The following is a 24,283-nucleotide window of genomic DNA, read 5'->3' on the forward strand; positions in this document are numbered from 1 at the left end:
GCACCCGGCCTGCGCCCGGCTGGAGCCGGAGTTAGGCTGCAGGAACCGCTCGCGGAAGGGCAGATTCACGGTGCAGCCTGACCAACCGCAGAACCTCACATCGCCTCGACGAGTACAACGCAACGGCGGACGGCCAGGCCCAGGTGAGTTGCGCCGTCGGCGATAGCGACCAGATGGTGCCAGGCGACCACACCGTGGCCACGCACCATCGGAAATGAGGACCGATGGTGCCAGGGACGGACAAGGTGGCCGTGGTGACCGGCGGTACGGCAGGGGTGGGCCGGGCAGCGGTGCACGCATTCGCCGACGCAGGCTATGACGTCGCGATTCTGGCCCGCGGGAAAGCCGGGTTGGACGCAGCGGTGGCCGCGGTACGCGAGCGTGGCCGCCGAGGTTTGGGTATCCCGACCGACGTCGCCGACGCGGCCGCAGTGCACCGCGCCGCGGCGAAGGTGGCCGGGGAGCTCGGGGTGATCGACGTGTGGGTGAACGTGGCCTTCGTCGGCTCGCTCGCCTACTCCTGGGACACCACCGATGCGGAGCTGCGACGGATCACCGAGGTCACCTACCTCGGGCAGGCCCACGGCACCCAGGCCGCGCTGGCACATATGCGGCCGAGGGACCGCGGCGTGATCGTCAACGTCGGGTCGGCACTGGCGTACCGGTCCATCCCATTGCAGGCGGCCTACTGCGGCGCCAAGCACGCCGTGATCGGCTACACCCGCTCGGTGATCACCGAGCTCGCCAGTGAGAACAGCAACGTGAAGCTGTGCACGATCCAGCTGCCTGGGCTGAACACACCTCAGTTCAACTGGAATCTGAACAAGATGCCCGGCCACCCGATGCCGGTGCCGCCGATCTTCTCCCCCGAGGTGGCCGCACGCGGGATCGTGCATATCGCCGAGCATCCGCGGCGGAACATGTGGGTGGGCCTGTCCACCGCGTACACGATCCTCGGCGACCGGCTGGTGCCGAAGCTGGCCGACCTCTACCTCGGCCGCACCGGTATCGCCGCCCAACAGACCGACCCGGAGCTGCCGGCCTGGGGATCGAACCTGTTCGAGGCCCAGGACGCCGACGTCGACCGCGGCCCGGACGGGCCGTTTCCTCGGCAGGCCCACCGGCGCGACCCGTGGCTGTGGTTGTCCATGCGCCGCGACTTGGTGCTCGCTGGGGTGCTCGCCGTGGCCGGCGGGGCGGTGGCGGCGGCGATTCGTGGCAGGGGGAGCGGGACTGCGCCGGGTGGGGGTGGGTTGCGGACGCGCTGAGGGTGGCGAGCGCGGCGGACGTAGCGAACGCGGCGGGCTCGCGCCGACTGGCGCCAGTGGGACGACGCCGCTGGATGGCTGCGTACTGAGCGGTTCGGTAGCGTGACGTCGGTGAGCAGAGGCAGCGTTCCCGGCGGCGTGGTGCACGAGCTGCCCGCCGACCTGCACGATGCGCTCAGCGGGAACGCCGTGGCATTGGCCGCCTGGCAGGACATCACACCGTTGGCGCGCAACGAGTTCATCTGCTGGGTCGACGACGCCAAACAGACCGGCACTCGCGAGCGTCGGATCCGGCGCACCCAGGAAGAGCTCGAGGAGGGACAGCGCCGCCCGTGCTGCTGGCCCGGCTGCACCCACCGCGAACGCAGTGGGCATTAGGTAGGCGACCGCGACTGCTCGGCGCGCATCGGCATCGGCATCGGCATCGGCATCGGCATCGGCATCGGCATCGGCATCGGCATCGGCTAATTATTCAACTCAGACGATTCCGCCATCTCTCACCCATGCGAATACATCGCATTCCTCACCCCAAACGAACGTTTGCGGGTGGATGGGCGCATACCATGCTGCACCGACATTCTGCGGATGAAAGGGGGATATCACCGCGATTTTGTGGATAAGTCGTGGACGGTCCACAGATTCAACACGCACGCGTGTCCACCCCACACAACACCAACTTTCTCGTAGAATGGATGTACGAGCACAGGTCACAAGATCGACGGGAGGTGAGCAACGGTGAGCGACTCGACGATCAGTGCCGACGTCCTGCATGGCACACCCCTGGGCGAGCTCCTCGAGGCCGATCTGCCCACTCGTCTCGCGGCCCTGGAAGCCCTGGGCAGCGCGATCGCCGCTGGCGATCTCCAGGATGAGCGTGACCTGCACACCGGGCCCGAGCTCGGCGTGGCGAGCGTGCGAGTGCACCGCCTGTGCACCCGGTTGACCGGCAAGCGCTACCAATGGCTGACCGTGGAAGAAGCAGACGGGCGGTGGGCCACCACCGCGTTCCACCCCCGCACCTATGCCTCGCACGTGGCCCACACCCATGGCATCTCCTACGCCAACGCGCGCCGCAGTGTGCGCCTGGCCCGCCAACTACGCGATGACATCCCCCGCTTCGGCGCCGCGCTCCGGGCAGGGCAGATCGGGCCGGACCAGGTCGACGCCCTGGCAACCACCGCCCTGACCTCACCAACCCGCATCGCAGCCCTCGCCGAACCCATCACCACGGATGCCACGACCGCGGAGAGTCCGGGGGCAGGTGAATCGGATCTCGACGAGACCGCTGCCGGCGACGTGCAGGGGGAGGCGACGAACTGCGACGAGGCAGCCACCGACAACACTGCTCAGACGGTGGAGGACTTTCTCCTCGCGCAGGCCCAGGACATGCGGGTGGACCAGATCCGCCGACTCGGTAAGCACTTCGCCCAGGTCGCCGATCCCGAGGCCGATGAGCGCGGTTACCGCCAGGCCAAGGAACGCGAGTACGTCGAGCTGGTCCGCACCCTGGACGGGTGGCACCTGTCCGGCTTCCTCACCGAGGAGAACGGCCGGCTGGTGCGCGCCGCCATGGACGCCGTGATCACCCCACCCGCGCCCGACGATCAGCGCACCGCCGATCAGCGCCGCGCACAAGCCCTCGCCGACCTCGCCCACCTCGTCCTCGACCAAGGCCTAGCCGGAACCCACGCCTCCGTCCGACCCCACCTCGGCGTCCTGATCAACCCCACCGACCTCGACCGACTCCTGCGCGAAGCACGCGAAGGCACCACCGCGCCGACAGAACAAACCCCCTGCTCCACTCCCGCCCCCGGCAGCAGCCGCTGGGACACCATCCCGCTACACAACCTGATCGGCATCGACTGGGCCACCCAACTCAACAACCAGCCACCAACTTTCGACGACGGCACCGGCCCCGTCCCACCAGCACTACTACGCCGACTCGCCACCTGCGGAGACCTCTACCGCGTCCTGTTCTCCCCCGAAGGCGAAGTCATCAACCTCGGCCGCACCCGCCGACTGTTCACACCAGCACAACGACGCGCGCTCATCGCACGCGACCAAGGCTGCACCTGGCCCGGCTGCACCGCACCACCAGCAATCTGCGAATCCCACCACGCCCGCATCCACTGGGCCAACGGCGGACCCACCAACACCACCAACGGAGCCCTGCTCTGCTATCACCACCACACCGTGGTCGACGCCCGCACCATCACCATGACCCGCACCGCCGGAGTATGGATCTTCACCCGCACCGACGGCACCATCATCAACACCAACCTGGATCCACCAACCAAACACCACGGCTGGCCGGACACCGGCTAGCTGAGATGTCCACGCAGGTGGCTGAGTCAGTCGATGGACGCGTGCCGGAGAGGACACGCAGCCACCCTCCGCTACCGCTGATGCACGGTGTACCTGAGATGCGTCGCCCGCGGCAAAGTCTCTGCATGGACCAGTTCGAGAGCCACGCGGTCGGTTTCCACACCCTCGAACAATCGGGCCCCTGAGCCGAACAGCACGGGCGAGAGCGCGATATGGAACTCGTCGATCAAGCCTGCATTGAGATACTGCACAAGCGTCGCTCCGCCACCGGCAATGCGGACATCTTGTGCGCCGGTACTCTCACGGGCGCGAGCGAGAGCGGACTCGATGCCGTCAGTTACGAAATGGAACACGGTCCCGCCCAGGCGCTCCCAACTCTCCCGCTCCTCGTGAGTCACGACGAATACCGGCGTATGGAACGGCGGGTCTTCCGGCCACATCTGCTCGCCCGCGGCAAACATTCGCTTGCCCATCCCTGTAGTCGGTGCCGTCTGGCCCATGCATCACGAAGGTGTGCAGCTCCAGTACTTGTTCTTCCACGTAGGCGTGACCCGGCGGCGACTCGTTCGGGCTGTCTGCGCCCGGTGCCGCGCGCCGCGCGAGTACCCGTGCGGCAAAACGCTCCACGGTATCGATCACGACACTGAACCGTGGCGTGTGGAAGAAGTCGAAGTTGTGGTGCATTCCCGGAACCTCCGCGTAGGCAACCGGCTGCCCGGACACCGAGCGTAGGTTCTCGGCGAAAGCACGAGCGTCCTCGGGTAGCACCAGCGTGTCCACCCCACCGTGCACGATCAGGAACGGCGGTGCGTCCGGGGTGAGACACTCCAGCGGCGACCGCGGACCCGGTCCGGGACCGACGCTGCCGTAGTACCCGTACAGCCCGATCACACCGGCGACCTCCTCGCCGGCGAGCGCAGCTGTGGCCGCGAGGTGCGCTCCTGCGGAGCCGCCGGCCAGGAACAGCTTCTCCGGGTCCCCGCCGTGGACGCCAGCGTGCTCGCGCAGCCAGGCCAGCGCGGCGCGGGTATCGGCGAGCTGGTCGGCGTAGTCAGAGCGCAGCCGGTAGTTCGCGCTGGCGACCACCCACCCCTGTGCGGCGAGCCGGTAGAGCATGGGCTTGGCACCGAGGGCCTTGCTGCCGATTCGGAAGCCACCGGGGTGTAGGTAGAGCAGCACTGGCGCATCGAGGCGCGGCTGCGGGGCCCGGCCAGGGTGCCGAGACCAGCCGCGCCTCCGGGACCGGCGGGAGACGTACAGGTCGAGCCGCTGCCCGCGCTGAGTGCCGTACTTGCGGTCAACGATCCGGCGCACATCTGGGCGCCAGGAGATGAAGGGGACCAGGAGCACACGCCACCACACCGGACGGGAGTGACGAGGGGCAGCATCCGGGCCAAAGGCGTCGTCCAGCGCCGCGGACAGCACTGGCCGGGCGAACCGCATCCGCAGCCCGAGCTGCGCCAGCACGGCCAGATCGAGCAGGGCGATCACGACGACCACCCACCACACCAGAGACTGCGTACGCAGCTGGAGCACCGCCGTCGTGCCGGAGAGGAGCCAGTACAGCCCGAGGACCGGAATCTCGTTGATCCACCAGCCGAACGCGAACTGCAGGTTGAACGGGGTGCTGTGCCGCGGGCGCGGCGGGCGGATCGCCAGCAGCGCGTGCAATCCCACGATCAAGACTGTGGTCAAGGCACCGGTCACGGTCGACTCCTCGGGCAGTTCGGTATCGGACCAGCCCAGACTGGCGAACCAGTCACGCCGCGCACGTCAGCCCTGCGTCGAGCGCGGCACCATCCTTAGTAGGGGGTCCTGCACCCGGCGTCAGTGGGCGCGGGCGAGCCACTCCGGGCGGGTGATCCGGTAGAGCACGTCGCCGTGCTCGGTACCGGGCAGCGGGTCGTCGAAGTCGACCTCGAACGTCCGCACGTAGCTAAGCCCGCAGTTGGTCATCACCCGGCGCGAGGCCTGGTTCACCGCCATCGTGTCTGCCTCCACCGCATCCGCACCGATACTGCCGAAGGCGTAGTCGATCAGCGCCCGGGAACCCTCGGTAGCGAGCCCCTGGCCCCAGAACCGGCGATGCAGGCGGTAGCCGAGGTCAGGCACCTGCGGCCGATCGCGCGCCGTCAGGGCGAACCAGCCGAGGAACTCACCCGCCGGCGACTCTGCAGCGAAGCATCCGTGTCCTGGCCACCGCTCGTCTTGGCGCAGACGCTCCGTCACAATCGCGCGCTGCCCGGCCCGGCTGGGTGGTTCCCAGTCGAGGAACTGCATCACGCCTTCGTCGCGGTCAAGCGTATCGAGCAGGTCGGCGTCGCCAGGCCGGAGGCGGCGGAAGACGATCCGCGGCGTCGGCGGGGGGACCTCGACCATGGACCGATTCTGCCCCAGCTCTCTGCGGCCGTCGACCGCGCCTCGTGGGTGGACCTGCCACGCCCACCCTCCTCACTACTACGCACCGCTAGATTGATCGGCATGTCTGACGCTATTGGCTACAGTTCGACGACGTTGGCCTGCCCCGATCCGGCGGCGCTCGCCGCGTTTTACGCAGACCTCACCGGTGGAACCGTCACGTTCGCCTACCATGACGAGTGGGCGAGCGTCTCCTGCGAGGGAGGTCGGCTGGAGTTCATGGGCGTGGCCGGCTACCGCCGGCCCGACTGGCCCGAGGAATCTGCGCTGGTGCATATCGACTTCTTCGTCGACAACCTCGAGGAGGCCGGCGCGCGGGCCGAGCGCGCCGGTGCCCGGAGGTTCGAGCACCAGCCCAACGCCGCCCACTGCCTCGTCCTCGCCGATCCGGCCGGGCACCCGTTCTGCCTGTCGCTGATCGACGAGGTCGGCTGATCCGCTAGCTGCGACCTGGCTGGGCGGGAATACCTTCGGGGCCATCGCGCCTTGCACGACTATGGCATTCGACAATGTGGTGAAAACGCTGGATGAGACCCAGGTGGTGGCGATCGTGACGACGCGAGCCGCTGGGCAGACGATCGCGACGCCGATCTGGTCAATGGTGGTCGACGGCGTCCCCTACGTGCGCTCCGCGTTCGGGGAGGACTCCTGGTGGTACCGGCACATCAACGCGGGGCGGCCGGTGGCCTTCGTCGACGGTGACGGCTCGCTGGCCGAACGGGACCGGGAAGCAGCGTTGGCGCTACCGCGCGATCCGGTGGCGACAACCTACGTCCCGGCAGACGACCCCGTGCAGAGCCGGATCGACGAGGAGATCGTCCGCAAGTACGCCGGCGCGCGGCAGGCCTCCGTCGATGCCATGCTCAGCCCGCAGGCTCGAGAATGCACCCTGAAGGTCGAGGCACCGGCCGCGACCTGAATCACTCGGTGGGCCGGCGCCCTTAGGTGATCGCGTGCACGGCTCAAGCTGTCGCTCTTCGCCTCGGTACCGCGGGTGGCGACCTGAGGTCTGGCGTCGGACCTGCGGCCGCGCCCCGCCTGGACCGTGACGCGGCGCCTAACAGCCCCGACCGGGCCTGTGCCCACGGTCTGACCCGTGCCCATGCCCGTGTCCGGGCCGGCAGTCCTCGTCCGGATTCACCGGCACGCCGTCCCGGCCGAGCTGGACCTGAACCACGTCGTCATACACGCGCCGTTCGGTCCGCACGAACTGATAGTTCTCGTCCAGGACCGGGAAGGCGTACACCGGACTCAAGGTCAGCTCCGCGCCGTGGCGGGTGTTCTGCAGGTCCATCTGCAGATGTCCGTAGTGCAGACCGCCGTCGACGAGCTGCGGGATGCCGTTCTCGTCCAGCCGCCAAGTCTCGGGCTCATCGGCCGAAGCCGACCACTGCGAGCGGCTGTTGAAGTCCACCGGCACCAGCTCGCCGCCCTCATCCCTGGTCAGCTGCTCACCACGCAGACCGTCTGCGGCCACGCCGACGTCGTAGACGTGGAAGCCCACGCCGTCACCGTTCTCGTCCACCCAGGAGCGTTCGAACATCTCGTCATGGCCGGAGATCACCGCCGCTACCCCGTACTCCTCCAGCATCGGCGTGTACGCGCGCATCGCCACACCGGACTGGTTGTCGGCGAACTCCTCGTGGTTCGGCGGGGTGCCGTGCACACCGGAGGAATAGGCGGCGTGGTGGAACTGCACCAGCACGATCTGGCCCTGCTCACGCGCATCGGCGAGCTCGCGCTGTGCCCACTCCCACTGCTCGGTGCCGGGATTCATGTTCGGGAGGTCGGTATCGGCCGGCGAGGCGTCGAAGAGCTCCGCATAGGCCGAGCCATACTCCTCGGCGGTGAAGCTGCCCTGGGTGTCCGTACTGAGCCGGTCAGGAGTGAGATTCGTGTCGTCCCCGGAGAACGGCTCGCCGGAGAGGATGCCCTCCTCGGTGTTCTCGTCCGGCAGCCCGTTCGTCGAGTCGAGGGTGATCACCGTGAGCGGACCGTAGTCGAGCCGGTAGTAGGAGTTGCGGAACTGTGGGTTGCTCGGATCTCCCGGTGTGCTGAAGTAGTCGTGGTAACGATTCCGGGCGATGACGGCGGGACTGCGATCTTCCGGTGTGCCGTACCCGCCGTTCATCGCGGCAAACGTCTCCCAGTTGCCGATCGCGGTCACCAGTGGCGTATGCGTGGCTACGCGGCCGTACTCACCGGCGAAGTGCCGCCAGAACTCGTCCCAGGCCGGCTGGTAGCCCGAGCCCTGGACGAGATCTCCGGTCACCAGCATCAGGTCCGGGTCCGCCTCCTCGATCACCCCGAGGTTCTCGATCAGCGCGCTCTGCTGGTCCAGGGGATAGCGGAGGGTGAACTCGTCATTGCGGATGGTGGAGCCGTGGGTCTGGTCCCAGAGCGAACCCTCGCCGGGCCGGGCCACGGAGTCGGCGGTGTAGCCGTCCGGGTGCAGCTCCCACTCCCGCTGCTCCACTGCGCCATAAGGCTCGGTCTCGGAGTCGGAGAACGCCACCAGGCGCAGGTGCCGCCACCGCTCGGCAGTGGGTGCGGTACTGAACGTCCCTTCGAACGTCTCTCCGCTCTGTTCCACCGAGTACCGGTAGGTGTGGTCCGCCTTCAGACCGTCGAGGGTGACCGTGTGCCGGTAGTTGTCGTTCGAGCGCAACCAGGAGCCCTGCTCCAGGCCGGGAATCTCCTGAGCGAGCTCGGCATCGCTGTACTGCATCAGGTCCAGGTACTCCGGATCCGAGATCACCTCGGTACGCCCCCGCAGGCCGGGGCCGGTTACCGTGAGCGTGCCGGGCTCATCGAGTTCGGAGATCCAGTTCAGCGTCATCGAGTCGCTGCCCGGGCTCTGCAGATAGGGCAGGACCCGAAATCCGTCCGTCGGGTCCGGCGCCCCGCCCCCACCCGGCGCAGCCATTGCGGTACTCGCTGCGAGTGGCAGCACAGCGAGTCCTGCCACCGCCACGATACGTGCCCACGTCTTCATGGTTACTCCCGTTTCTCCGCCCACGGAACCAGGCTCCGTCCGAGCACCTCGGACCGGGTCCGGCGCGTCTTCCCGCGACGATGGACCGCCGTCGCCCTGGCAACCTAGCAGCGTGATGCAACCGCCGTCATCTGTGCGCGCCGATGGCGCGTCCGTCACGCCGGCTGGTGCGCGGACAGCCGGAAGCGGCGCTGCGTCACCCGGATCGGCACCCGGGCGGCGAGGTGGTGGAGCTGATCGGCGTGGTCGTCCACGCGGAAGTCCGCCACATCCCAGGGCACCAGGCCCAAGTACGTCACCAGAGCCTCGACGTCGGCGAACTCCATCACCCCGGACCACTCCTCGGCCACGTCCACGACCAGGCCGGCATCGATGGCCGCCTGCCGATCGACGTCGACGCGCACGTGCGGGTACTGCGGCTCGCCGCCGAACCAGTCACGCAGTTCCTGCGCGTCACGACCATCGACCTGCTGGTCCAGGAACACTCCGCCGGGAGCGAGCACCCTGGCCACCTCAGTGAAGTCGACCGCCTCGTGGCGACACATGATCAGGTCCAGGCTGGCGCTGGAGAACGGCAGCCGGTCACCTTGCTCGGCGTCGTAGGCCACGACCGGAACCCCGACGGTCGCGAGGTTCTCGGCCGCGACCGGCAGATTCGGCGCCCAGCCCTCGGTGGCAGTCAGCTCCGGCCGCTCGCCGGCAGGCAGGTCGGCCAGGAGGCGGAGCACCCGTTCGCCGCCGCCGGTCCCTAGGTCAGCAGCCCGCCCGGGCCCGCCGGAGCGCCCTGCCCGGCCGGCGCGGCGCAGCGCGGCGAGACAGTCCCCCTCGAAGTCCCACGGCGGATCCTCGGCCTGCAGCCGACCATCGAGCATCGAGAAGTCCCAGCCGCGCATCTCGGCCTGCGTGTACGCGCGGTGCAGGCGGGGCAGCAGATCCTCAGCTGCCATCGACCCGCCTCACCCCTCCGCCTGGACCGGTGCACCGCCCACGCCGATCTCGTTCCCGTCCGGATCGCGGTAGATCGCCTTACGCACCCCGTTCTCGTAGCTCTCCCGCTGCTCGGGGTGGATCCCGTGCCCGGCCGCCGCCGCGGTGAAGACGTCCAGATCCGCCACGAACAATGTCACCATTGAGTGGCCGGCATGGTCGGGGGCCACCTCGACGTACACGTGCCGGTTCTCGGCAAGGGTCCAGACCCGCTCGGTGTCGTTCGGGTCGAAGGCCTCCGCGCCGTCGAAGAAGTGGTCGTACCACGCGGTGGCGCGCGCCAGGTCCCGCACGGCGATACCGGCGAACAGGTCAAGCTCCATTGATCGTCCTCCCTCTGTGGGCGGCACACTACGCCAGACTGTCCCCATGACCGTGACGATCCGCCCCGCTCAGGAGTCCGATGCCGAGGACCTCAGCGCTCTGGTCACCCGCAACCGTGCGTATTTCAGCACCGGCGAGCCGGAGCTCCCCGACGAGTACTATCTCCCGGCGTTCCAGGCCCGGGCCATCTACCAGGACCAAGTCAATCGCGCGGCGGGCACGGGTGCTATGTTCCTCATCGAGGAGGACAGCCAGCTGGTCGGACGGATCAATCTGAACTCGATCGTCCGGGGTGTGCTGCAGTCCGGCAACGTCGGCTACCTGGTCGACGAAGCCAGCACCGGGCGCGGCATCGCCACCGCCGCACTGCGCCATCTGGTGGACTACGCGTTCACCGACCTGCGCCTGCATCGGTTGCAGGCCTCGGTGCTTCCGGAGAACGCGGGCTCCCAGAAGGTGCTGAAGAACCTCGGCTTCAGTCATTTCGGGACGGCGCCGGAGTACCTGTTCATCCAGGGGCGATGGCGCACTCACGACCTGTTCCAGCTGATCAACCGCGCCTACGGCAACTGATCGCGACGCCGGCGCAATGGCCGGCAGCAGCACGCGCGATGGCGGTCAGACGCGGGCTCCGGCCATCGACCGGCGATCGCGACGCCTGCCGGCGCCGAGCAGTCAGCGCACCTCGTCCTGGTGCAACGGCAGCACCCACGCTCGGCGCTCCGCGATCAGCCCGCCGCGCAGGACGAAGACTTCCGCCATCGAGAGCCGTTGCACCGATCCGTCCTGCTGCGGCACGCGCCCGTGCAGCTCAGCCATGATCGTGTCCCCCTCCTCAACCATCCGCACGACCTCGAGCTCGGGGTTGCCGGCGAAACCGGGACCCTCGATGGCGGCGTCATAGGCCTCCTTGCCGCTGAGCTGGAAAGCGCCGAAAACCGTCCAGGTGATGTCGTCGGTCAAGCAGCTGAGGATCTGTGCGTGGTCGGTGCGACGGAATCCGTCCAAGTAGCGCTCGACGGTGTCTCGGTTCCTGCTCGCCATGATGCTCCCTGTGGTCAGTCGTCATTGCCTGCCCTAGCCGCCTGCCATCCGCGTCGGCATGGCGACCCGCGCACCAGCGCCCTGGGCACCTCTGACTATGACCGCCATCGGTGCCGCGAGGCAACGGAAAATACGTCGACCGGAACGCCTCACCACCGGCACACTCCGTGGCGATGATGCACGCCGACCAGCTCCCCCTCACTGCCGACATCGTCGCGCACCTCGTCGAGGAGCAGTTCCCCCAGTTCGCCGACCTGCCCGTGCGGGCGGTCCCGTCCGCAGGCACCGTCAACGCACTGTTCCGGCTGGGCGAGGAGCTGGTGGTTCGACTCCGCCTGCAGCCCAGCGAGGATGCCGCCGACCTCGTCCAGCAGGAGGCGCAGGCGGCCCGCCGCCTGCTGGACGTCTCGCCGGTACCGACTCCGGTGCCGGTCGCCGTCGGGCAGCCAGGACCCGACTATCCGATGCCCTGGCAGATCTACCAGTGGCTGCCCGGCAGCACAGCGGACACCGTGGCGGTGACCGGCTGGCGGGGCATCGCGGGCGGCCTAGCCGCGTTCGTCCAGGCGGTCTGGGCGATGCCCACGAACGGCAAGATTTTCGACGGCGAAGGTCGCGGTGGCGAGATCGCGAGCCATGATCGTTCGGTCACCGAGTCCCTGGCGCGCAGCCGACATCTGGTGGACGTCGATACCCTCGCCCCGCTGTGGCAGCGACTGCGTGTTCTCCCTCGCACCCGAGCCGACACCTGGGCGCACAACGATCTGATGCCGGGCAACCTGCTCGTGGCACCTCGGGCGACGGCACCGGGAGAAGATGACACCGACGGGACACCGGACGGACGCCGGGGCTGGGCGTTGTCCGGCGTCCTCGATGTCGGCACGCTGGCGGTCGCGGACCCGGCGATGGACCTGCAACCGGCGTGGAACTGCCTGGACCGGCCCGGCCGCGAGCTCTTCCGCACGCAGCTCGCGGTGGACGATGTCACCTGGGAACGCGGCAAGGCCTGGGCATTCATCCAAGCCCTCCCCTGCCTCTGGTACTACGAAGAGACCAACCCCGTGATGTCCCGGACGGCGCAGCACACGCTGGCAGCGATCCTCGATGCTGAGCATGATCCGCCGCTGCGGTCCTCGCAGCACTGAACGTCCGGGGGCCCGGCCGCCGGGCAGCGCCTCATCGGTTCAGCATCAGCACGCTGGACTGCCATGGGTCGACCCTCGGGGAAGGACCCGGGCGTCGACCGGCTCGGCGATGACCTGCTCCGTACCGGAGACTCCGCCACCATCGGTAGGCCCGAGCCGGACGCGTCCCAGCGATGACTTCTTCTGTTCGACCCATAGCAGGTAGACGCACGGCCGGGACCGAATGTGAGCCGGGCTGGGGTGCAGAGGGGCCGCCAGATGCACCCGGGAACGCAGCGCCTCAGCCGCGCCGGCGAACCTTGCCCCACGGCTTGAACACCGCCAGCACGGTAGCGAAGGACAGCGAGACCAGCGAGACCGCCGGCGGGAAGAACAGATTGCTCATGTCCGCGGTGCTACCCGCACCGGCCGCGAGTGCCTCCCCGTGAGCGACCACCTCCGGCATACCCGGCGCCAGTGCCGCCACGATCAGCACGCAGAGGACCACGGTGATGACGAGCTTGACCAGCACCCAGCGATACCGGACCAGACCCCACCGGGTCCCCCAGCCCAGCAGCAGGCCCGTGCCCAGGCACGTCAGCCCGGAGGTCAGCATCGGGATCAGAGCGAACGTGCCGAGCGCATGGTAGGCCAACCCGGCAGTGCCCGGACTGTTGCTGAACCGGCCGACGAGCACCAGGACGGCGACGATCACATCGACGCCGATCCAGGTGCCCCCGGCCAGCACATGCACCACCAGCACGGTCTTGCGCAGCTTCGGCCCCAGGAAGGGCGCCGAGGAGTGCGCGACCTGCCGGCGCGAGGTGTGGGCGGCTGCGGCTTCGCTCACCGGTCGTCCTCCTTGACGACGTAGCGGGCTCCGAGCGCCCAGGCGGCAACCACGGCGGCAGCGGCAACGAGGATGAGGTCCTTGAGCACGTACTGCGCGGTGAGCGTGGGCAGACCGCCCGGGAACAGGTCGGCGGCGAAGAGCACCACCGGGGACAGGATGCCGACCAGCCAGCCGGCCATCGCCACGAGGCCGATGCGTAGGCCGACGCCGGTGAGCAGGGTCAGACCGACGACGGTCTCGACCACCGCTGTGGCCACCACGGCGGTGGTGCCGCTGACGAGCCCGAAGCTGAGCACCTCGACGGTCCGCGCCGCCAGCTCTGCAGCGGGTGAGGCACCAGGGAAGTACTTCAAAGCGCCGAACCCGACGATGACGAGACCGAGACTGATCCGCAGTGCCGCGATGCTGTACCGCGCCAGGGCGTTCACCAGCGTGTGCTGCATCGACAGCAGCCTTCCCCGAGGAGACGGCAGCCTTCCCTGTGGAGACACCGGAGGGCGGCTGCTGCCCGGCCCGGACGTCATGACGTCAGTACTCATCGTGTGTTCCTTCCGAACAGGTCGCCCCGGGTGGGCAACCCGTGGCAGACCACGATTCCCGGATCGATCCTCGGCGGGATCAGCCCCCGATCGACACCTGGGCTACGCCGTCGACCGACAGGTACGCCTCCCGGCGACGTACCAGGCCGCCCCGGCCTACGTCACCGGACGTACCGCGAGTGTCGCTCCTGGTCGGACTCGTGCCGGCGGGCAGCGCCGCATCCTGGTGACGCACTGACCGAAGCACTCCCGAAGGAGACCACCATGCTCGAGACGATGGCCATGATGACCGCCGATGGCCCCTGGCACGATATGGCCGGCGGCCCGCCGTTCCCGTTCTTCCTGATCCCGCTGCTGTGGTTCCTGCTCCTCGCCGGCATCGTGCTGACCGTGGTGCTGAGCCGGCGCCGGCACGAGCACCGCGCCGGCCTGCGCGCCGGTGAGGCCGTGCTCGCGGAGCGGTTCGCCCGCGGGAAGATCGAGGCCGCAGACTACGCGGCCCGCCTGCAGGTCCTGCGCCAGCGGTGAGGTGATCGCGACCAGTGCCAGGCCACGGGGTCTACGTTGGCTGACATAGCACTCAGACCCGCGGAGGGGGTGCGGTACCCGTGAAGAGTCGGGGCAGCCGGCGCCGGCCGGACCGGCCGATGTTCGGTCCGGTGCTGGACGCCGTCCTGGTAGCGGCGTGGACCGTCCTGGCCCTCCTCACCCTGCCGGTGCTGCATTTCGGCCCGAGAGCGGACACCACGATCGACGCCGGTGCGGTGGCCCTGGTCATCGTTGCCGGGGCGGCCACTGCCGTGCGCCGGCGGTGGCCACTAGTCGCGATGCTCGTGGTCGTCTCCGCGACCTCACTCTACCTCGTGCTCGGCTACCCGTACGGACCGATCTTCGTGTTCGTGCTGGTCACCGTGTACGCCATGGCCAGGCGGTTGCCGCTGGGCCCTGCCGGTGGCTGGGCCGCGGCCGCACTGGTGCTGCTGTCGCTCCACCTGCTCACCGACGGCTCGACCGGCATCACCGGGCTCGTGCCGGCGACCGCCTGGATCGCGATCCCGTTCTCGATCGGAGCGGCTCGACGCGCGGTGGACGGTGCGGCAGTGCGCGAACGGGAGGCGGCCGACCAGCGGTTGGTCGATGCCGAGCGCCTGCGACTCTCCCAAGAGGTGCATGACGTCGTCGGCCATGGTCTTGCTGCGATCCAGATGCAGGCCGACATCGCGCTGCACGTCCAAGAGAACCGCCCGGAGCAGGCCCGGGAGGCACTCGCGAACATCAGCCGGGCCAGCGGCGAAGCTCTCGACGAGCTCCGGGTCGTGCTCGCCGCCGTCCATCCGGACTCTGACCAGACGTCGCATGCACCCACGCCGGGGCTCGCGCGGCTCGATGACCTGCTCGACCGGGTGCAACAGGCCGGTGTGGACGTCTCGCTCGAGACCGCCGGCAACGAGCGAGGTCTGCGCTCGGCTGCCGACGTCGCCGCCTACCGGGTGCTGCAGGAAGCCCTCACCAACGTGGTCAGGCACTCACCACATCCGCGGGCGATCGTCCGGATCGAGCATTCCCGGGATGCGGTCACCGTGAGCGTGACCAACCAAGCCTTATCCGCCGCCGACGCTGAAGGCATCGGTATCTCCGGGATGCGCCGCCGCGTCACTCAGGTGGGCGGCCGATTCCGTGCCGGCCCGGACCCGGAGGCCGGTACATTCACTGTCTTCGCCCGAATTCCCCGCACTCCTGAGGAGGAGGCGTGATCTCGGTACTGCTGGTCGACGATCAGGACCTGGTCCGGATGGGCCTGCGCACCCTGTTCGAGTACGAGGAAGACCTCACCGTGGTCGGCGAAGCCGCCGACGGGATCGCTGCAGTGCAGCAGGCCGCCGCCCATCGGCCGACGGTCGTGCTGATGGACATCCGGATGCCCGGGATCGATGGTCTGGAGGCAACCCGCAGGATCGTCGCGGACCCAGCGCTGGCCGAGACCCGGATCATCGTGCTCACCACCTTCGAACGGGACCAGTACGTGTTCGAGGCGCTGCGGGCCGGCGCGAGCGGCTTCCTGCTGAAGAACACCCCGCCCGCCGGTCTGCTGGAGGCGGTTCGTACGGTCGCCGACGGTGGAGCTCTCCTCTCCCCGTCCGTCACCCGGACGTTGATCCAGGAGTTCACCCAGGTGGCGCCGCGGGACCTCACTCCGCACCCGCAGCTGGACGCACTCACCGGCCGGGAGCGGGAGATCGTCTCGTTGGTGGCGCAGGGACTGAACAATCAGGAGATCGCGGAACGTCTGGTGCTCAGCCCGGCGACCGCCCGCACGCACGTCAGCCGCGCGATGATCAAGCTCGGTGCCCGGGACCGGGCCCAGCTGGTGGTGTTCGCCTTTCAGTCCGGGCTGGCGTAGTCCGGGCTGGCGTGGTCCGGGCTGGCGTGGTCCGGGCTGGCGTGGTCCCGACTGGCCGAGCGCCATCGGCGTTCGGCACGGGCACCCCCACGGCGGGGTTGGCCGCAGGCTTCAGCAGTCGAACACCGACCAGCAGAGCTCGTTCCGCAGCCGCTGGTCGTCGAGGACGAGTGCGCAGACCTCGTCCGGTAGCTGGTCCCGCTGCCACTGGCACTCGAGCCGTCCCGCGGCCTCCTCCTCGCCCCGAGCCGCAGCAGCGCGAGCGGCCTTGATCGCATAGGCCGCGGCACCAAGATCGTGGGCGGCGACATGCGCGACCGCACCGGCCTGGCCGGCGGCGTAGGCGGCATGGCGCGCAGCGCCGCTCAGGTCTCGGGCGGCACCCATCGCGTGACCACCCGCTGCGCGGGCCTCCATCATCCGCACCTCGCCGCGGGTCCACGCGCGGGCGCGGGCGATCGCTTCCCGGGGCCGCCGGTCGTGCGGGCGCTCGGACTCGAACAGCGGCAGGACGTGCTCGGCGCAGGTGGCCGCCCAGAGCGCGAGCAGGTGGTGATCGGCGTTCGTGAGGGTCCCGCCGCGGCGGATCGTCACCAGGCGCGGGTCGCGAGTCTTGGACAGGATCACGATGAGGTCACCACGCGACAGTAGCGGGCCTGGCGCACTAGGACGCCGCGGACCGCTTCCCCAACGGGCCACTGGGAGTGCCCGTTCGCACGAGCGGACTGCCCTTACCGATCAGATACCCGGTGGGCACGCTGGAGACATGCCCGAGCGAGTACCCGCGCAGCGGTCACCTCGAAGCGCTGCGCCGCAACGAGCCCCTCGCACACCTCAGGGTGAAAGCGTGACCGGTCCCCAGGCCCGAACACCGGCGACCCCGGCTGCCGGCAGGGTGCTGAAGCTGCAGTCATCGGCCGGGAACGCTGTGACTGCTGCCGCCCTCCAGCGAGTGCATCCCGCGTTCGAGGAGCACAACTTCTGGGCCCCGACCCGGCCAACACTCACCGATGATGACGAATTCGACTGGAGCCAGCCCGCTCCCCGGACACCGGCAGGTACTCTCGCCCGGCTGGAGCAGTCCTTCCCCAAGAGCATCGCCAGTCTGTTGCTGCTGACGGACGCGAGCGGGCAGGATGCCCTCGACCGCGAGCCGATGACGCGGGGGTTCCTGGACGGGGTGGGCACTGTCGCGCAAGCCCAGGAGATCCTGAGCGCCCACCCAGCGGACAACGCCTCGCTCACCGCCGCGTACGACGAGCGAACAGCCGACAATCGCGCGGCAGTGGCACAGTACCTTCGGGACGGCGGCACGCAGGAGCGAGCGGCTGCGATCATGAACCGCGAACACCTGACGGATGTGTGGGCGGCCCTCGACAAGGACCTGGTTGCTCTGATGGACGACGATCTGGTCGCTCTGATGCGAGAGGAGACCCAGGCGGTGCTGACCCGGCTGGACGCTCTCGACCAGGTTCGAGCGGTGATGCAGAGCCGCGCCTCCGCGAGGGGCGCCGGCTGGCTGACAGTGCGCAACGACCTGATCGATGCGAAGTCAGCGTTGCGCGTCGGCAAGCCGGCGTCCCGTATGGCCTGGCGTACGAAGTTCGAGACGGCCACCGAGTGGTGCTCGGTCCGAGAGGCGGCCCTCGCTCCCATTCCGCAGGAGGTGCGGGAGGTCACCGGCAGAGAGCTACGCGAGATATACCCGATCCTGGCCAAGGTCGACGCACTGCTCTTCGGCGACGTCGAGTTCGATGTTGCGTCCTTTGACCGGAAGTGGGACAAGTGGTCGGAGATGGTTCCGGTCAAGCGGCTTTCGCTCAAGAGCCCAGCCGAGCTGCACAGCGACCTGAAGGCGGAGATCGGGAAGCTCTGGCCGACCGTGGACCCTCGAGAGGCGGGCCAACTCGCCACGCTGCTCCTCTCCCGAGGGAAGGCCAAGCTGCTCACAGTGTTGAGGAACGGCGGCGTGAGGCTTGCCACGTGGTCTGCCCTCAATGCGTCGCTCCAGGGGACCGAAGTCTTCGAGGCCGTCGAAGAGTTGCGCACCGAGGAGAAACTTCGCGCCCTGATCCACCGGTTGCGCCTCACCACACACTCGGCGGCCCATCTCACCCGGATCACCATGGCTGAGGACCTTGCTGAGGTTAACCGGGGCCGGTGGTTCCCCTACATGGGTAGTGGTGTACCGACGATCGAGACTGAGCTCTCGATCACCTGGAAGCGGCCCCTGTGGATGCCCTCGAGATTCAAGCACTGGGGCGAGGTACATATTCACTACAGCGGCGACGTAGCGGATCAGAGCCAGATCACCTATGTGCACATCAAGACCGACCGAGCGATCGCGGGTGGCACCCCGATCAACAAGGCGCATCCGCTGATTGCCCAGGCCTACACCGACGGCAAGCTCTCTGCGGAGTGGAAGCTCTGAGGCGACGGCACGGAGGGCATGGCGTGGAGGGCGACCGGACAACACCCGGTCACCCCTACGCCGGGCGCCACGTCAACGCTACTGAGTATCGCCGTCGAGAGCCGCCACGAGCCGACCCATGGTCTCCCGCGCGGCCCGGAGCTCCTCCGCCCCGACGCTCGCGCCGATGCGCTCCGCCCACGGCGCCTGAGCGAGGCTGATCTGCCGGATCGCCCAGTAACCGGCCTCGGTGCAGGCGAGCAGCTGGGCGCGGCGGTGGGCCGGGTTCGGGCGGTACTCCGCGAGTCCGCGCTCGACCAGTAGCTCGGCGATCCGGCGTACCGCCTGTCGGCTCACCCCCATCCGCCGGCCGATCTCGGGCAGGGTGCGCGGTTCGTCCAGGACTCCGCCGAGCACCTGCCACCAGGCGGCGGTGATGTCGCCCTCGGCGGCCAGACGCTGCGCGGCGTCCATCAAGTGGGCATTGAGCCGGAACGTCTCCAGCACCAGCTCGGTCATCTCCGTGCCCGTTGCCGAGACCGGCGGATGCGCGGGCCAGGTCTCGCGCCGTGGGGTGCTCATGACGCCATCAGTACCGGGTAACCGGTGGCGTCACCGCGACCGAAGACCCCCTCGTACGCCGCCAGCCGCTCCTGCGACATCAGGCCGAGCATGCCGAGCGCTGCGCAGGCGAACTGCACCGGCGACTGCGGGCCGGCGGTAATGAGGCCGTCCTGGGCGACAGCACGCTGGTCCAGATAGTGGCCTTCTCCGGCGTAGCCGGTGGCCTGGAGTGCCTCGCGGGCGGCGCCGGTATGCGCCCGGTTATCGAGCAGGCCGGCCCGGGCGAGCCCCTCAGTGGCGCCGCAGATTGCCGCCACCGGCACTCCGGCGTCGAGGAATCGGGACGCAACCTGGACGTAAGGCACCTCCTGTCCCGGCTCCCAGCCCGCTCCGCCGGGGAGAATCAGCAGGTCGCTCTCAGCGGGGTCCAGCGCGTCGAGGGTGAGATCGGGCAGCCAGTGCATGCCACCCATCGTCGGTACCGGATCGTGCGCGGCCGCCACGGCGACGACGTTCCACGGCTCCTGGGTGAAGCGTCCGGTGTTGAGCTCGGTCAGCAGATAGCCGGGCTCCCAGTCGGCCAGGTGGTCGACCAGCAGGATATGTGCAGTAGGTGTCATGACAACATGTTCCCATCATTGGGAACATGTTGTCAATCGGGCATATGGTTGCGCGACAGATCGCCGTCGAGCAGTTCGAGCTGCTGCCGAGCGAGGAACCCTTCGACCTCGCTTTCGCCGTTCGGGTGGGCGCACTCGATGGCAGGCACCCGATGGCCGGCCAGATCGCCCGCCCACGGATCGCGGCGGCACTCGCCCCGCACGGACGGCTGTTCATCGACGGCGGGAGTCCCCTCCGGGAGGTCGAGCTACCGCCACGCAGGTAGTAGAACCACGAGCTGCTGGTGCGGTGGGGACCCGTCCTGGTCAGGTGGCCGCCAGCCGGGGGATGCCGGGGAAGCCGAGCGCGTCCATCACCTCGAGGAAGTTCTCCGCGTCGTCCGAGCCGGACACGTCTCCGCTCGGGCTGTAGCAGTAGTGCGTCCAGACGGTGGCCGCGTCGCAGTAGTGATCGATCAGGTGCTCCACATACGGATGGTCGGCCTCGCCGAAGGCAAACCCGTACGAGTCGATCCGGCGCAGTGTCCGGCAGTGCCGCAGGAAGCTGCCGATCAGCTCAAGTCTCGGGTTCTTGGTCAGCCCATCCAGCAACGCGTCCAGTGTCACCTCGCGCACGGAGTTGCTGAGGGAGTTCGATCCTGTGGTCCGCCACTTGGTTTTCATCGGTGGCGCGCATCCGAAGTACAGCGGGCTAGAACCGTGCACTTCGCCATGGATAGGCAGGATCTTGCTTTCGTCCACGTGCAAGACCGTGCGCAACGTGTCGGTGTAGTTGAACGTGATGACGCCGTCGCTGTTCTCGACCAGAGCGCGTGCAGGTGGTCGCGGGTCCAGGGTGGGGCCAGGCAGTTGCGCGATCCAGTCGGTGAACGTGTCCGACAGACCGGTCCGGAAATCGTGGCTGTAGTCGTGGCCGTCGGCGGTGAGTTGATCCAGCTCGCTCAGGTCGCCGGAGTCCGGGTAGTCCAGTTCGGCAACCTCGCCGGGAAGGTTCAGGTCTGCCAACCCGGCCTCGAAGTCCCGCCACCCAGGGCCTGCGATCTCTTCGACCTGTTCGAAGATCCGGATCAGCACGTCATTGCCTCCCGCGAGATCCTCCATCGATACTGTGTGGAAGTACTCCCGGAAGTCCGCGAAGCTCGACCTGCAGCCGAGGGCGAGATCCCAACCGTTGCCGAGGAGCGCCAACGAAGTGAACGGCCTGGGCGGCGGATCGGGCACCAACTTCTTGATCTGGTCCAGCAGCCAGTCGGAGCCCTCCATCGGATAGGGCATAGGTCGTTCCCCTCTCACTCCCGATCTCAGCGACGCCACCGCCTCCGGCATCCTATGGCGCCGCGCACAGTCGCGCCGGCACGTCCGCGAGCTGACGGCCCTCGGCTACCACGTCACCCTCGAACCCGCTGCCTGACCCCACAAGGGCACCTAATTGTCGGACTAGGCTGACCGTGATGGACTGCAGAAGTACACCTCGATGACCGGTGCGCAGTGGTCGGTGCTCGCCGGCGCCTTCCTCGGCGGTGCGCTCCCCTGGCTGGAGGCGATCGTGGTGATCCCGATCGGGATCCTCGCCGGCGCGCCCGCGCCCCTCGTGGTGCTGGCCGCCGTGGTCGGCAATCTGCTCACCGTCGCACTGGCGGCGGTCTTCGGTGAACGCATCCGCGACTGGTGGGTGGCCCGGCGACACCGCCGTCGATCCGCTGACGGCGACGACGACCCAGCCGCTGCCGAACGGCGCGGCCGGCGGCAGGACCGGATCACCCGCGTGATGTCGCGCTGGGGTATGCCTGGCCTGGCGCTGCTCGGGCCGATCGGTCTCGGCACGCAGTTCTCCGCGATCGCGGCGGTGGCACTCGGGGTGACCGCCCGGTCCGCGTTTCTCTGGGTCGGCGCCGGCACGGTGGCCTGGAGCATCGTCGCAGCAGCGCTGACCCTCACCGGAGTCTCCGTAGCCGGCATCGGGGCCTGATGATCCGCTCCGCGCCGAGACCGCCCATCGACACCGTGCCAGCGCGCCGCTGGCCTGCGACGATCCCGGCATGAACACCCTGGCCCGCAGCCTCACCACCCGCGACGCGGTGGCAGTCGGCCTCAGCTCGATGATCGGGGCTGGGGTGTTCGCGGCCTTCGGTCCGGCGGCGCAGGCCGTCCTGCCCACCGGCACCGGGGCGGCGCTGCTCATCGCGCTGGCCCTGGCGGCGCTCGTCGCCTATGCGAATGCCACCTCTTCGGCCCAGCTCGCCGCCCAGTACCCCACCTCCGGGGGAACGTATCTCTACGGCCGCGAGCGCCTCGGGCCCTGGTGGGGCTACCTTGCCGGCTGGGGCTTCGTCGTCGGGAAGACCGCGAGCTGTGCCGCGATGGCCCTGACCTTCGCTACCTACGCCGCGCCGCCCGGGTGGGAGCGCCCGGTTGCCGCGGCTGCCGTGATCGCGCTGGCAGCGGTCAACTACTGCGGCGTGACCCGCACCGCACGGCTCGCCCGCTGGATTGTGAGCCTGGTGCTGCTCGCACTGGCGATCACGGTCACCGTGGCGCTGGGTAGTGGCAAACCGGACTGGTCGCAGGTGGGGCATGGCGACGGCGGTGCGGGCCTTCTGGGCGGACCGGCCGGGTGGTACGGGGTGCTCCAGGCAGCGGGTCTGCTCTTCTTCGCGTTCGCCGGGTACGCCCGGATCGCCACGATGGGTGAGGAGGTGCGTGATCCGCAGCGCGCGATTCCGCGTGCGATCGTGCTCGCGCTCGGTGGGGTGGTGGCTCTGTACGCGGTGATCGCCGTGTCGTTGCTCGCCGTGCTGGGGCTGCCCGGTATCGCCGGAGCATCCGCTCCAGTGGCCGACGCAGTCGCCGCGACGCCATGGGCCAGTGCCGTGGTCCGGATGGGCGCAGCGGCAGCCTCGCTCGGCGCGCTCCTCGCCCTGGTGGCCGGGATCGGCCGGACCAGTCTGGCGATGGCCCGGGAGGGCGATCTGCCCCGTGGGCTGGCGGCGGTGCACCCGCGCTTCGGAGTTCCCCATCGGGCGGAGGTCGCGGTGGCGATCGTGCTGATCCTGCTGGTGCTGACCGTCGATCTGCGCGGTGCCATCGGCTTCTCCTCCTTCGGCGTGCTCGTGTACTACGCCGTCGCCAACCTGTCTGCATGGACGCAGTCGGGGGTGCACCGGCGCTTCCCGCGGGTTCTCCAGGCCGTAGGTCAGATCGGCTGCGTCATCCTCTGCACGACCCTGCCGGCGACGGCGGTGCTCGCCGGGATCGTCGTGTTCGCCGTGGGATTGGGGTTACGAGCAGTTCGCGTGCGAGCCGGATAGGTGGTGGGCAGCGGGCCCGAGCCGGCGGTGTGATGGTGGACGGTCGGCATCCGGAGAGCGGCATTGGTATTTTCCCAACGCCGACGGAGACTCCCGGCATGGACAAGCAGGTCCTCGAGGTGGGTGAGCGGATCCGCGCCAGTCTGGCGCCGGGGATGTCGCAGCGTGCACTCGCGGACCACGTCGAGATGACCCCCGACGCTCTGTCGCGAGCGTTGAACGGTCAGCGCGGGTTCTCAATCCTTGAGCTGACCAGGATCGCCGAGAGCCTCCGGGTCGATCTCAACTGGCTGATCACCGGTAGGCCAGACCCACACCGGCTGAGTATCGCGGCTCGACAGCAGTGGGACGCTCAACAACGCACCCGGTCCAATCCCAGCGAGGAGCGTGACCAGGACATCCTGCAGCAGGTCGCGCACACCTACCGCGCTGCCTATCCGGACGGTCCGCCCGCCAGCGAGCCCCTACCCGGGTCACCGGGAGCAGTACGCGAGGTACTGGGCCGCGAATTCGTCACGCAGTTCGCGGAGACGATCGAGGAGCGTCTCGCCGTTGACGTGGTGCGCATCCCTGGACCGGGGCACCGACTACTCCCTCACTGTCGGTCAACGCGGAATCATCGTGCTGAACGCGATCCCGAACTGGTTCCGCAGCAACTGGTCCTTGGCGCACGAGCTGGGGCATCTCGCGCTGGGGCACCACGTGCGGGGTGACTCCCCCACGACTGCGCAGGAGAACGCGGCGGACCAGTTCGCCGCCGGCATGCTGCTGCCGGAGTCGGTCGTGCGCGCCATGGACTGGACCGGGGCCGACGAGTCTCAGCTCGCATCGTTCCTCTGGGAGTCGGGTGTGTCCACTCTGGCGATCCTGCAGCAGTTCACCTGCACCAGTGAGCGGCCCAGGACTCTCGCGGCACAACGGATGGCCGAGCGGTGTCGACAGGAACCAGTCGGGCTATCGTCCGGTGAGCTCCAGACCGGGATCCGGCGAGGACAGGTCAGCTAGGGCCTCCCCACGAGGCTTTCCGCGCCCGCCTGGAGTCAGGCGACGCCACCTGGGAACGCGGAACGGTCTGGGCACTGCGTGTGTAGACACGCCCGGAA

At 68.8% G+C, this 24,283-nt stretch carries 29 protein-coding genes and 1 pseudogene; 16 read left to right on the forward strand and 14 right to left on the reverse strand.

What is annotated here, in order from left to right:
- Nucleotides 1-224: 224 nt before the first annotated feature.
- The 3 genes from FU260_RS23010 (at nucleotide 225) to FU260_RS23020 (ending at nucleotide 3,593) form a co-directional block, all read left to right on the forward strand.
- Nucleotides 225-1,268, forward strand: coding sequence for an SDR family oxidoreductase (locus FU260_RS23010; protein WP_147919175.1), 1,044 nt, complete (start codon nucleotides 225-227; stop codon nucleotides 1,266-1,268).
- Between the two features lie 111 nt (nucleotides 1,269-1,379).
- On the forward strand, nucleotides 1,380-1,646 hold the full coding sequence (locus FU260_RS23015; protein ID WP_147919176.1) for a YdeI/OmpD-associated family protein: 267 nt from the start codon (nucleotides 1,380-1,382) through the stop codon (nucleotides 1,644-1,646).
- A gap of 357 nt (nucleotides 1,647-2,003) precedes the next feature.
- Nucleotides 2,004-3,593 carry an HNH endonuclease signature motif containing protein gene (locus FU260_RS23020; protein WP_147919177.1) on the forward strand — a complete coding sequence of 530 codons (1,590 nt, stop codon included), beginning with the start codon at nucleotides 2,004-2,006 and terminating at the stop codon, nucleotides 3,591-3,593.
- A gap of 71 nt (nucleotides 3,594-3,664) precedes the next feature.
- Here the strand turns inward: FU260_RS23020 and FU260_RS24675 are convergent, their stop codons facing one another.
- The 3 genes from FU260_RS24675 to FU260_RS23035 form a co-directional block, all read right to left on the reverse strand.
- A complete protein-coding gene (locus tag FU260_RS24675) occupies nucleotides 3,665-4,033 on the reverse strand; it encodes a dihydrofolate reductase family protein (protein WP_413038321.1) in 369 nt (122 codons plus the stop codon).
- On the reverse strand, nucleotides 3,927-5,300 hold the full coding sequence (locus tag FU260_RS23925; RefSeq protein WP_147919179.1) for an alpha/beta hydrolase: 1,374 nt from the start codon (nucleotides 5,298-5,300) through the stop codon (nucleotides 3,927-3,929). Before FU260_RS23925 ends, FU260_RS24675 begins: the two co-directional genes overlap by 107 nt.
- Before the next feature lie 120 nt (nucleotides 5,301-5,420).
- Complete coding sequence (locus FU260_RS23035; RefSeq protein WP_147919180.1) at nucleotides 5,421-5,972, reverse strand: GNAT family N-acetyltransferase; 552 nt, start codon at nucleotides 5,970-5,972, stop codon at nucleotides 5,421-5,423.
- A gap of 102 nt (nucleotides 5,973-6,074) precedes the next feature.
- Between FU260_RS23035 and FU260_RS23040 the strand changes: the two genes are divergently transcribed.
- Both FU260_RS23040 and FU260_RS23045 read left to right on the forward strand, forming a co-directional pair.
- The gene (locus FU260_RS23040) at nucleotides 6,075-6,446 is read left to right on the forward strand and encodes a VOC family protein (RefSeq protein WP_147919181.1); all 372 of its coding nucleotides are present in this window, start codon (nucleotides 6,075-6,077) and stop codon (nucleotides 6,444-6,446) included.
- Between the two features lie 61 nt (nucleotides 6,447-6,507).
- Nucleotides 6,508-6,930, forward strand: a complete 423-nt coding sequence (locus FU260_RS23045; RefSeq protein WP_147919182.1) for a DUF2255 family protein — start codon at nucleotides 6,508-6,510, stop codon at nucleotides 6,928-6,930.
- A gap of 138 nt (nucleotides 6,931-7,068) precedes the next feature.
- On the opposite strand, the gene FU260_RS23050 is transcribed toward FU260_RS23045, so the two are convergent.
- The 3 genes from FU260_RS23050 to FU260_RS23060 all read right to left on the reverse strand — a co-directional run bounded on the left by FU260_RS23050 (nucleotide 7,069) and on the right by FU260_RS23060 (nucleotide 10,316).
- The gene (locus tag FU260_RS23050; protein WP_147919183.1) at nucleotides 7,069-9,006 is read right to left on the reverse strand and encodes a metallophosphoesterase family protein; all 1,938 of its coding nucleotides are present in this window, start codon (nucleotides 9,004-9,006) and stop codon (nucleotides 7,069-7,071) included.
- Between the two features lie 155 nt (nucleotides 9,007-9,161).
- The gene (locus FU260_RS23055; protein ID WP_147919184.1) at nucleotides 9,162-9,953 is read right to left on the reverse strand and encodes a methyltransferase domain-containing protein; all 792 of its coding nucleotides are present in this window, start codon (nucleotides 9,951-9,953) and stop codon (nucleotides 9,162-9,164) included.
- A gap of 9 nt (nucleotides 9,954-9,962) precedes the next feature.
- Nucleotides 9,963-10,316, reverse strand: a complete 354-nt coding sequence (locus FU260_RS23060; RefSeq protein WP_147919185.1) for a VOC family protein — start codon at nucleotides 10,314-10,316, stop codon at nucleotides 9,963-9,965.
- Nucleotides 10,317-10,362: 46 nt separating this feature from the next.
- Here FU260_RS23060 and FU260_RS23065 point away from each other — a divergent pair, with 46 nt between their 5' ends.
- Nucleotides 10,363-10,890, forward strand: coding sequence for a GNAT family N-acetyltransferase (locus FU260_RS23065; protein WP_147919186.1), 528 nt, complete (start codon nucleotides 10,363-10,365; stop codon nucleotides 10,888-10,890).
- Between the two features lie 102 nt (nucleotides 10,891-10,992).
- On the opposite strand, the gene FU260_RS23070 is transcribed toward FU260_RS23065, so the two are convergent.
- Complete coding sequence (locus tag FU260_RS23070) at nucleotides 10,993-11,361, reverse strand: nuclear transport factor 2 family protein (protein ID WP_147919187.1); 369 nt, start codon at nucleotides 11,359-11,361, stop codon at nucleotides 10,993-10,995.
- A gap of 173 nt (nucleotides 11,362-11,534) precedes the next feature.
- Here FU260_RS23070 and FU260_RS23075 point away from each other — a divergent pair, with 173 nt between their 5' ends.
- Nucleotides 11,535-12,506 carry a phosphotransferase gene (locus FU260_RS23075; RefSeq protein ID WP_210418160.1) on the forward strand — a complete coding sequence of 324 codons (972 nt, stop codon included), beginning with the start codon at nucleotides 11,535-11,537 and terminating at the stop codon, nucleotides 12,504-12,506.
- A 280-nt stretch (nucleotides 12,507-12,786) separates the two neighbouring features.
- Here the strand turns inward: FU260_RS23075 and FU260_RS23080 are convergent, their stop codons facing one another.
- Both FU260_RS23080 and FU260_RS23085 read right to left on the reverse strand, forming a co-directional pair.
- Nucleotides 12,787-13,335, reverse strand: a complete 549-nt coding sequence (locus tag FU260_RS23080; RefSeq protein ID WP_235912122.1) for a hypothetical protein — start codon at nucleotides 13,333-13,335, stop codon at nucleotides 12,787-12,789.
- Nucleotides 13,332-13,781: a DoxX family protein gene (locus FU260_RS23085; protein ID WP_147919188.1), complete on the reverse strand. Its 450-nt coding sequence runs from the start codon at nucleotides 13,779-13,781 to the stop codon at nucleotides 13,332-13,334. Before FU260_RS23085 ends, FU260_RS23080 begins: the two co-directional genes overlap by 4 nt.
- 360 nt (nucleotides 13,782-14,141) lie before the next feature.
- On the opposite strand from FU260_RS23085, the gene FU260_RS23090 reads away from it, so the two are divergent.
- The 3 genes from FU260_RS23090 (at nucleotide 14,142) to FU260_RS23100 (ending at nucleotide 16,278) form a co-directional block, all read left to right on the forward strand.
- A complete protein-coding gene (locus FU260_RS23090) occupies nucleotides 14,142-14,405 on the forward strand; it encodes an SHOCT domain-containing protein (RefSeq protein ID WP_147919189.1) in 264 nt (87 codons plus the stop codon).
- Between the two features lie 80 nt (nucleotides 14,406-14,485).
- A complete protein-coding gene (locus FU260_RS23095) occupies nucleotides 14,486-15,631 on the forward strand; it encodes a sensor histidine kinase (RefSeq protein ID WP_147919190.1) in 1,146 nt (381 codons plus the stop codon).
- Nucleotides 15,628-16,278 (forward strand): response regulator transcription factor, encoded by a 651-nt coding sequence (locus FU260_RS23100; RefSeq protein ID WP_147919191.1) that lies wholly within the window; start codon nucleotides 15,628-15,630, stop codon nucleotides 16,276-16,278. The genes FU260_RS23095 and FU260_RS23100 overlap by 4 nt, the downstream gene beginning before the upstream one ends.
- A 111-nt stretch (nucleotides 16,279-16,389) precedes the next feature.
- Here FU260_RS23100 and FU260_RS23105 read toward each other — a convergent pair whose 3' ends face one another.
- On the reverse strand, nucleotides 16,390-16,905 hold the full coding sequence (locus FU260_RS23105; protein WP_147919192.1) for a putative immunity protein: 516 nt from the start codon (nucleotides 16,903-16,905) through the stop codon (nucleotides 16,390-16,392).
- Between the two features lie 220 nt (nucleotides 16,906-17,125).
- On the opposite strand from FU260_RS23105, the gene FU260_RS23110 reads away from it, so the two are divergent.
- Nucleotides 17,126-18,709, forward strand: a complete 1,584-nt coding sequence (locus FU260_RS23110) for a hypothetical protein (RefSeq protein WP_147919193.1) — start codon at nucleotides 17,126-17,128, stop codon at nucleotides 18,707-18,709.
- Nucleotides 18,710-18,787: 78 nt separating this feature from the next.
- On the opposite strand, the gene FU260_RS23115 is transcribed toward FU260_RS23110, so the two are convergent.
- Nucleotides 18,788-19,270 (reverse strand): MarR family winged helix-turn-helix transcriptional regulator, encoded by a 483-nt coding sequence (locus FU260_RS23115; RefSeq protein ID WP_210418161.1) that lies wholly within the window; start codon nucleotides 19,268-19,270, stop codon nucleotides 18,788-18,790.
- Nucleotides 19,267-19,872: a DJ-1/PfpI family protein gene (locus FU260_RS23120; protein ID WP_147919194.1), complete on the reverse strand. Its 606-nt coding sequence runs from the start codon at nucleotides 19,870-19,872 to the stop codon at nucleotides 19,267-19,269. Before FU260_RS23120 ends, FU260_RS23115 begins: the two co-directional genes overlap by 4 nt.
- Nucleotides 19,873-19,916: 44 nt before the next feature.
- On the opposite strand from FU260_RS23120, the gene FU260_RS23125 reads away from it, so the two are divergent.
- Complete coding sequence (locus tag FU260_RS23125; RefSeq protein ID WP_210418162.1) at nucleotides 19,917-20,138, forward strand: hypothetical protein; 222 nt, start codon at nucleotides 19,917-19,919, stop codon at nucleotides 20,136-20,138.
- A 40-nt stretch (nucleotides 20,139-20,178) separates the two neighbouring features.
- Here the strand turns inward: FU260_RS23125 and FU260_RS23130 are convergent, their stop codons facing one another.
- Entirely contained in the window at nucleotides 20,179-21,147 is a 969-nt protein-coding gene (locus tag FU260_RS23130; RefSeq protein ID WP_168211917.1) for an AbiH family protein, read from the reverse strand.
- A 199-nt stretch (nucleotides 21,148-21,346) separates the two neighbouring features.
- Here FU260_RS23130 and FU260_RS23135 point away from each other — a divergent pair, with 199 nt between their 5' ends.
- From FU260_RS23135 to FU260_RS24680, 3 genes and pseudogenes are all read left to right on the forward strand, one after another.
- Nucleotides 21,347-21,841, forward strand: a complete 495-nt coding sequence (locus FU260_RS23135; protein WP_147919196.1) for a small multi-drug export protein — start codon at nucleotides 21,347-21,349, stop codon at nucleotides 21,839-21,841.
- A 70-nt stretch (nucleotides 21,842-21,911) separates the two neighbouring features.
- Nucleotides 21,912-23,180, forward strand: a complete 1,269-nt coding sequence (locus FU260_RS23140; protein ID WP_147919197.1) for an APC family permease — start codon at nucleotides 21,912-21,914, stop codon at nucleotides 23,178-23,180.
- Nucleotides 23,181-23,368: 188 nt separating this feature from the next.
- Nucleotides 23,369-23,413, forward strand: a pseudogene (locus tag FU260_RS24680) (hypothetical protein); the annotation flags it as partial.
- A gap of 3 nt (nucleotides 23,414-23,416) precedes the next feature.
- Here FU260_RS24680 and FU260_RS24300 read toward each other — a convergent pair.
- Nucleotides 23,417-23,599, reverse strand: coding sequence for a hypothetical protein (locus FU260_RS24300; protein ID WP_235912123.1), 183 nt, complete (start codon nucleotides 23,597-23,599; stop codon nucleotides 23,417-23,419).
- Nucleotides 23,600-23,732: 133 nt separating this feature from the next.
- Between FU260_RS24300 and FU260_RS23735 the strand changes: the two genes are divergently transcribed.
- On the forward strand, nucleotides 23,733-24,185 hold the full coding sequence (locus FU260_RS23735) for an ImmA/IrrE family metallo-endopeptidase (RefSeq protein ID WP_235912124.1): 453 nt from the start codon (nucleotides 23,733-23,735) through the stop codon (nucleotides 24,183-24,185).
- The last annotated feature ends 98 nt before the right edge of the window (nucleotides 24,186-24,283 follow it).

This window comes from Ruania zhangjianzhongii (genome assembly GCF_008000995.1).
Classification (GTDB): domain Bacteria; phylum Actinomycetota; class Actinomycetes; order Actinomycetales; family Beutenbergiaceae; genus Ruania; species Ruania zhangjianzhongii.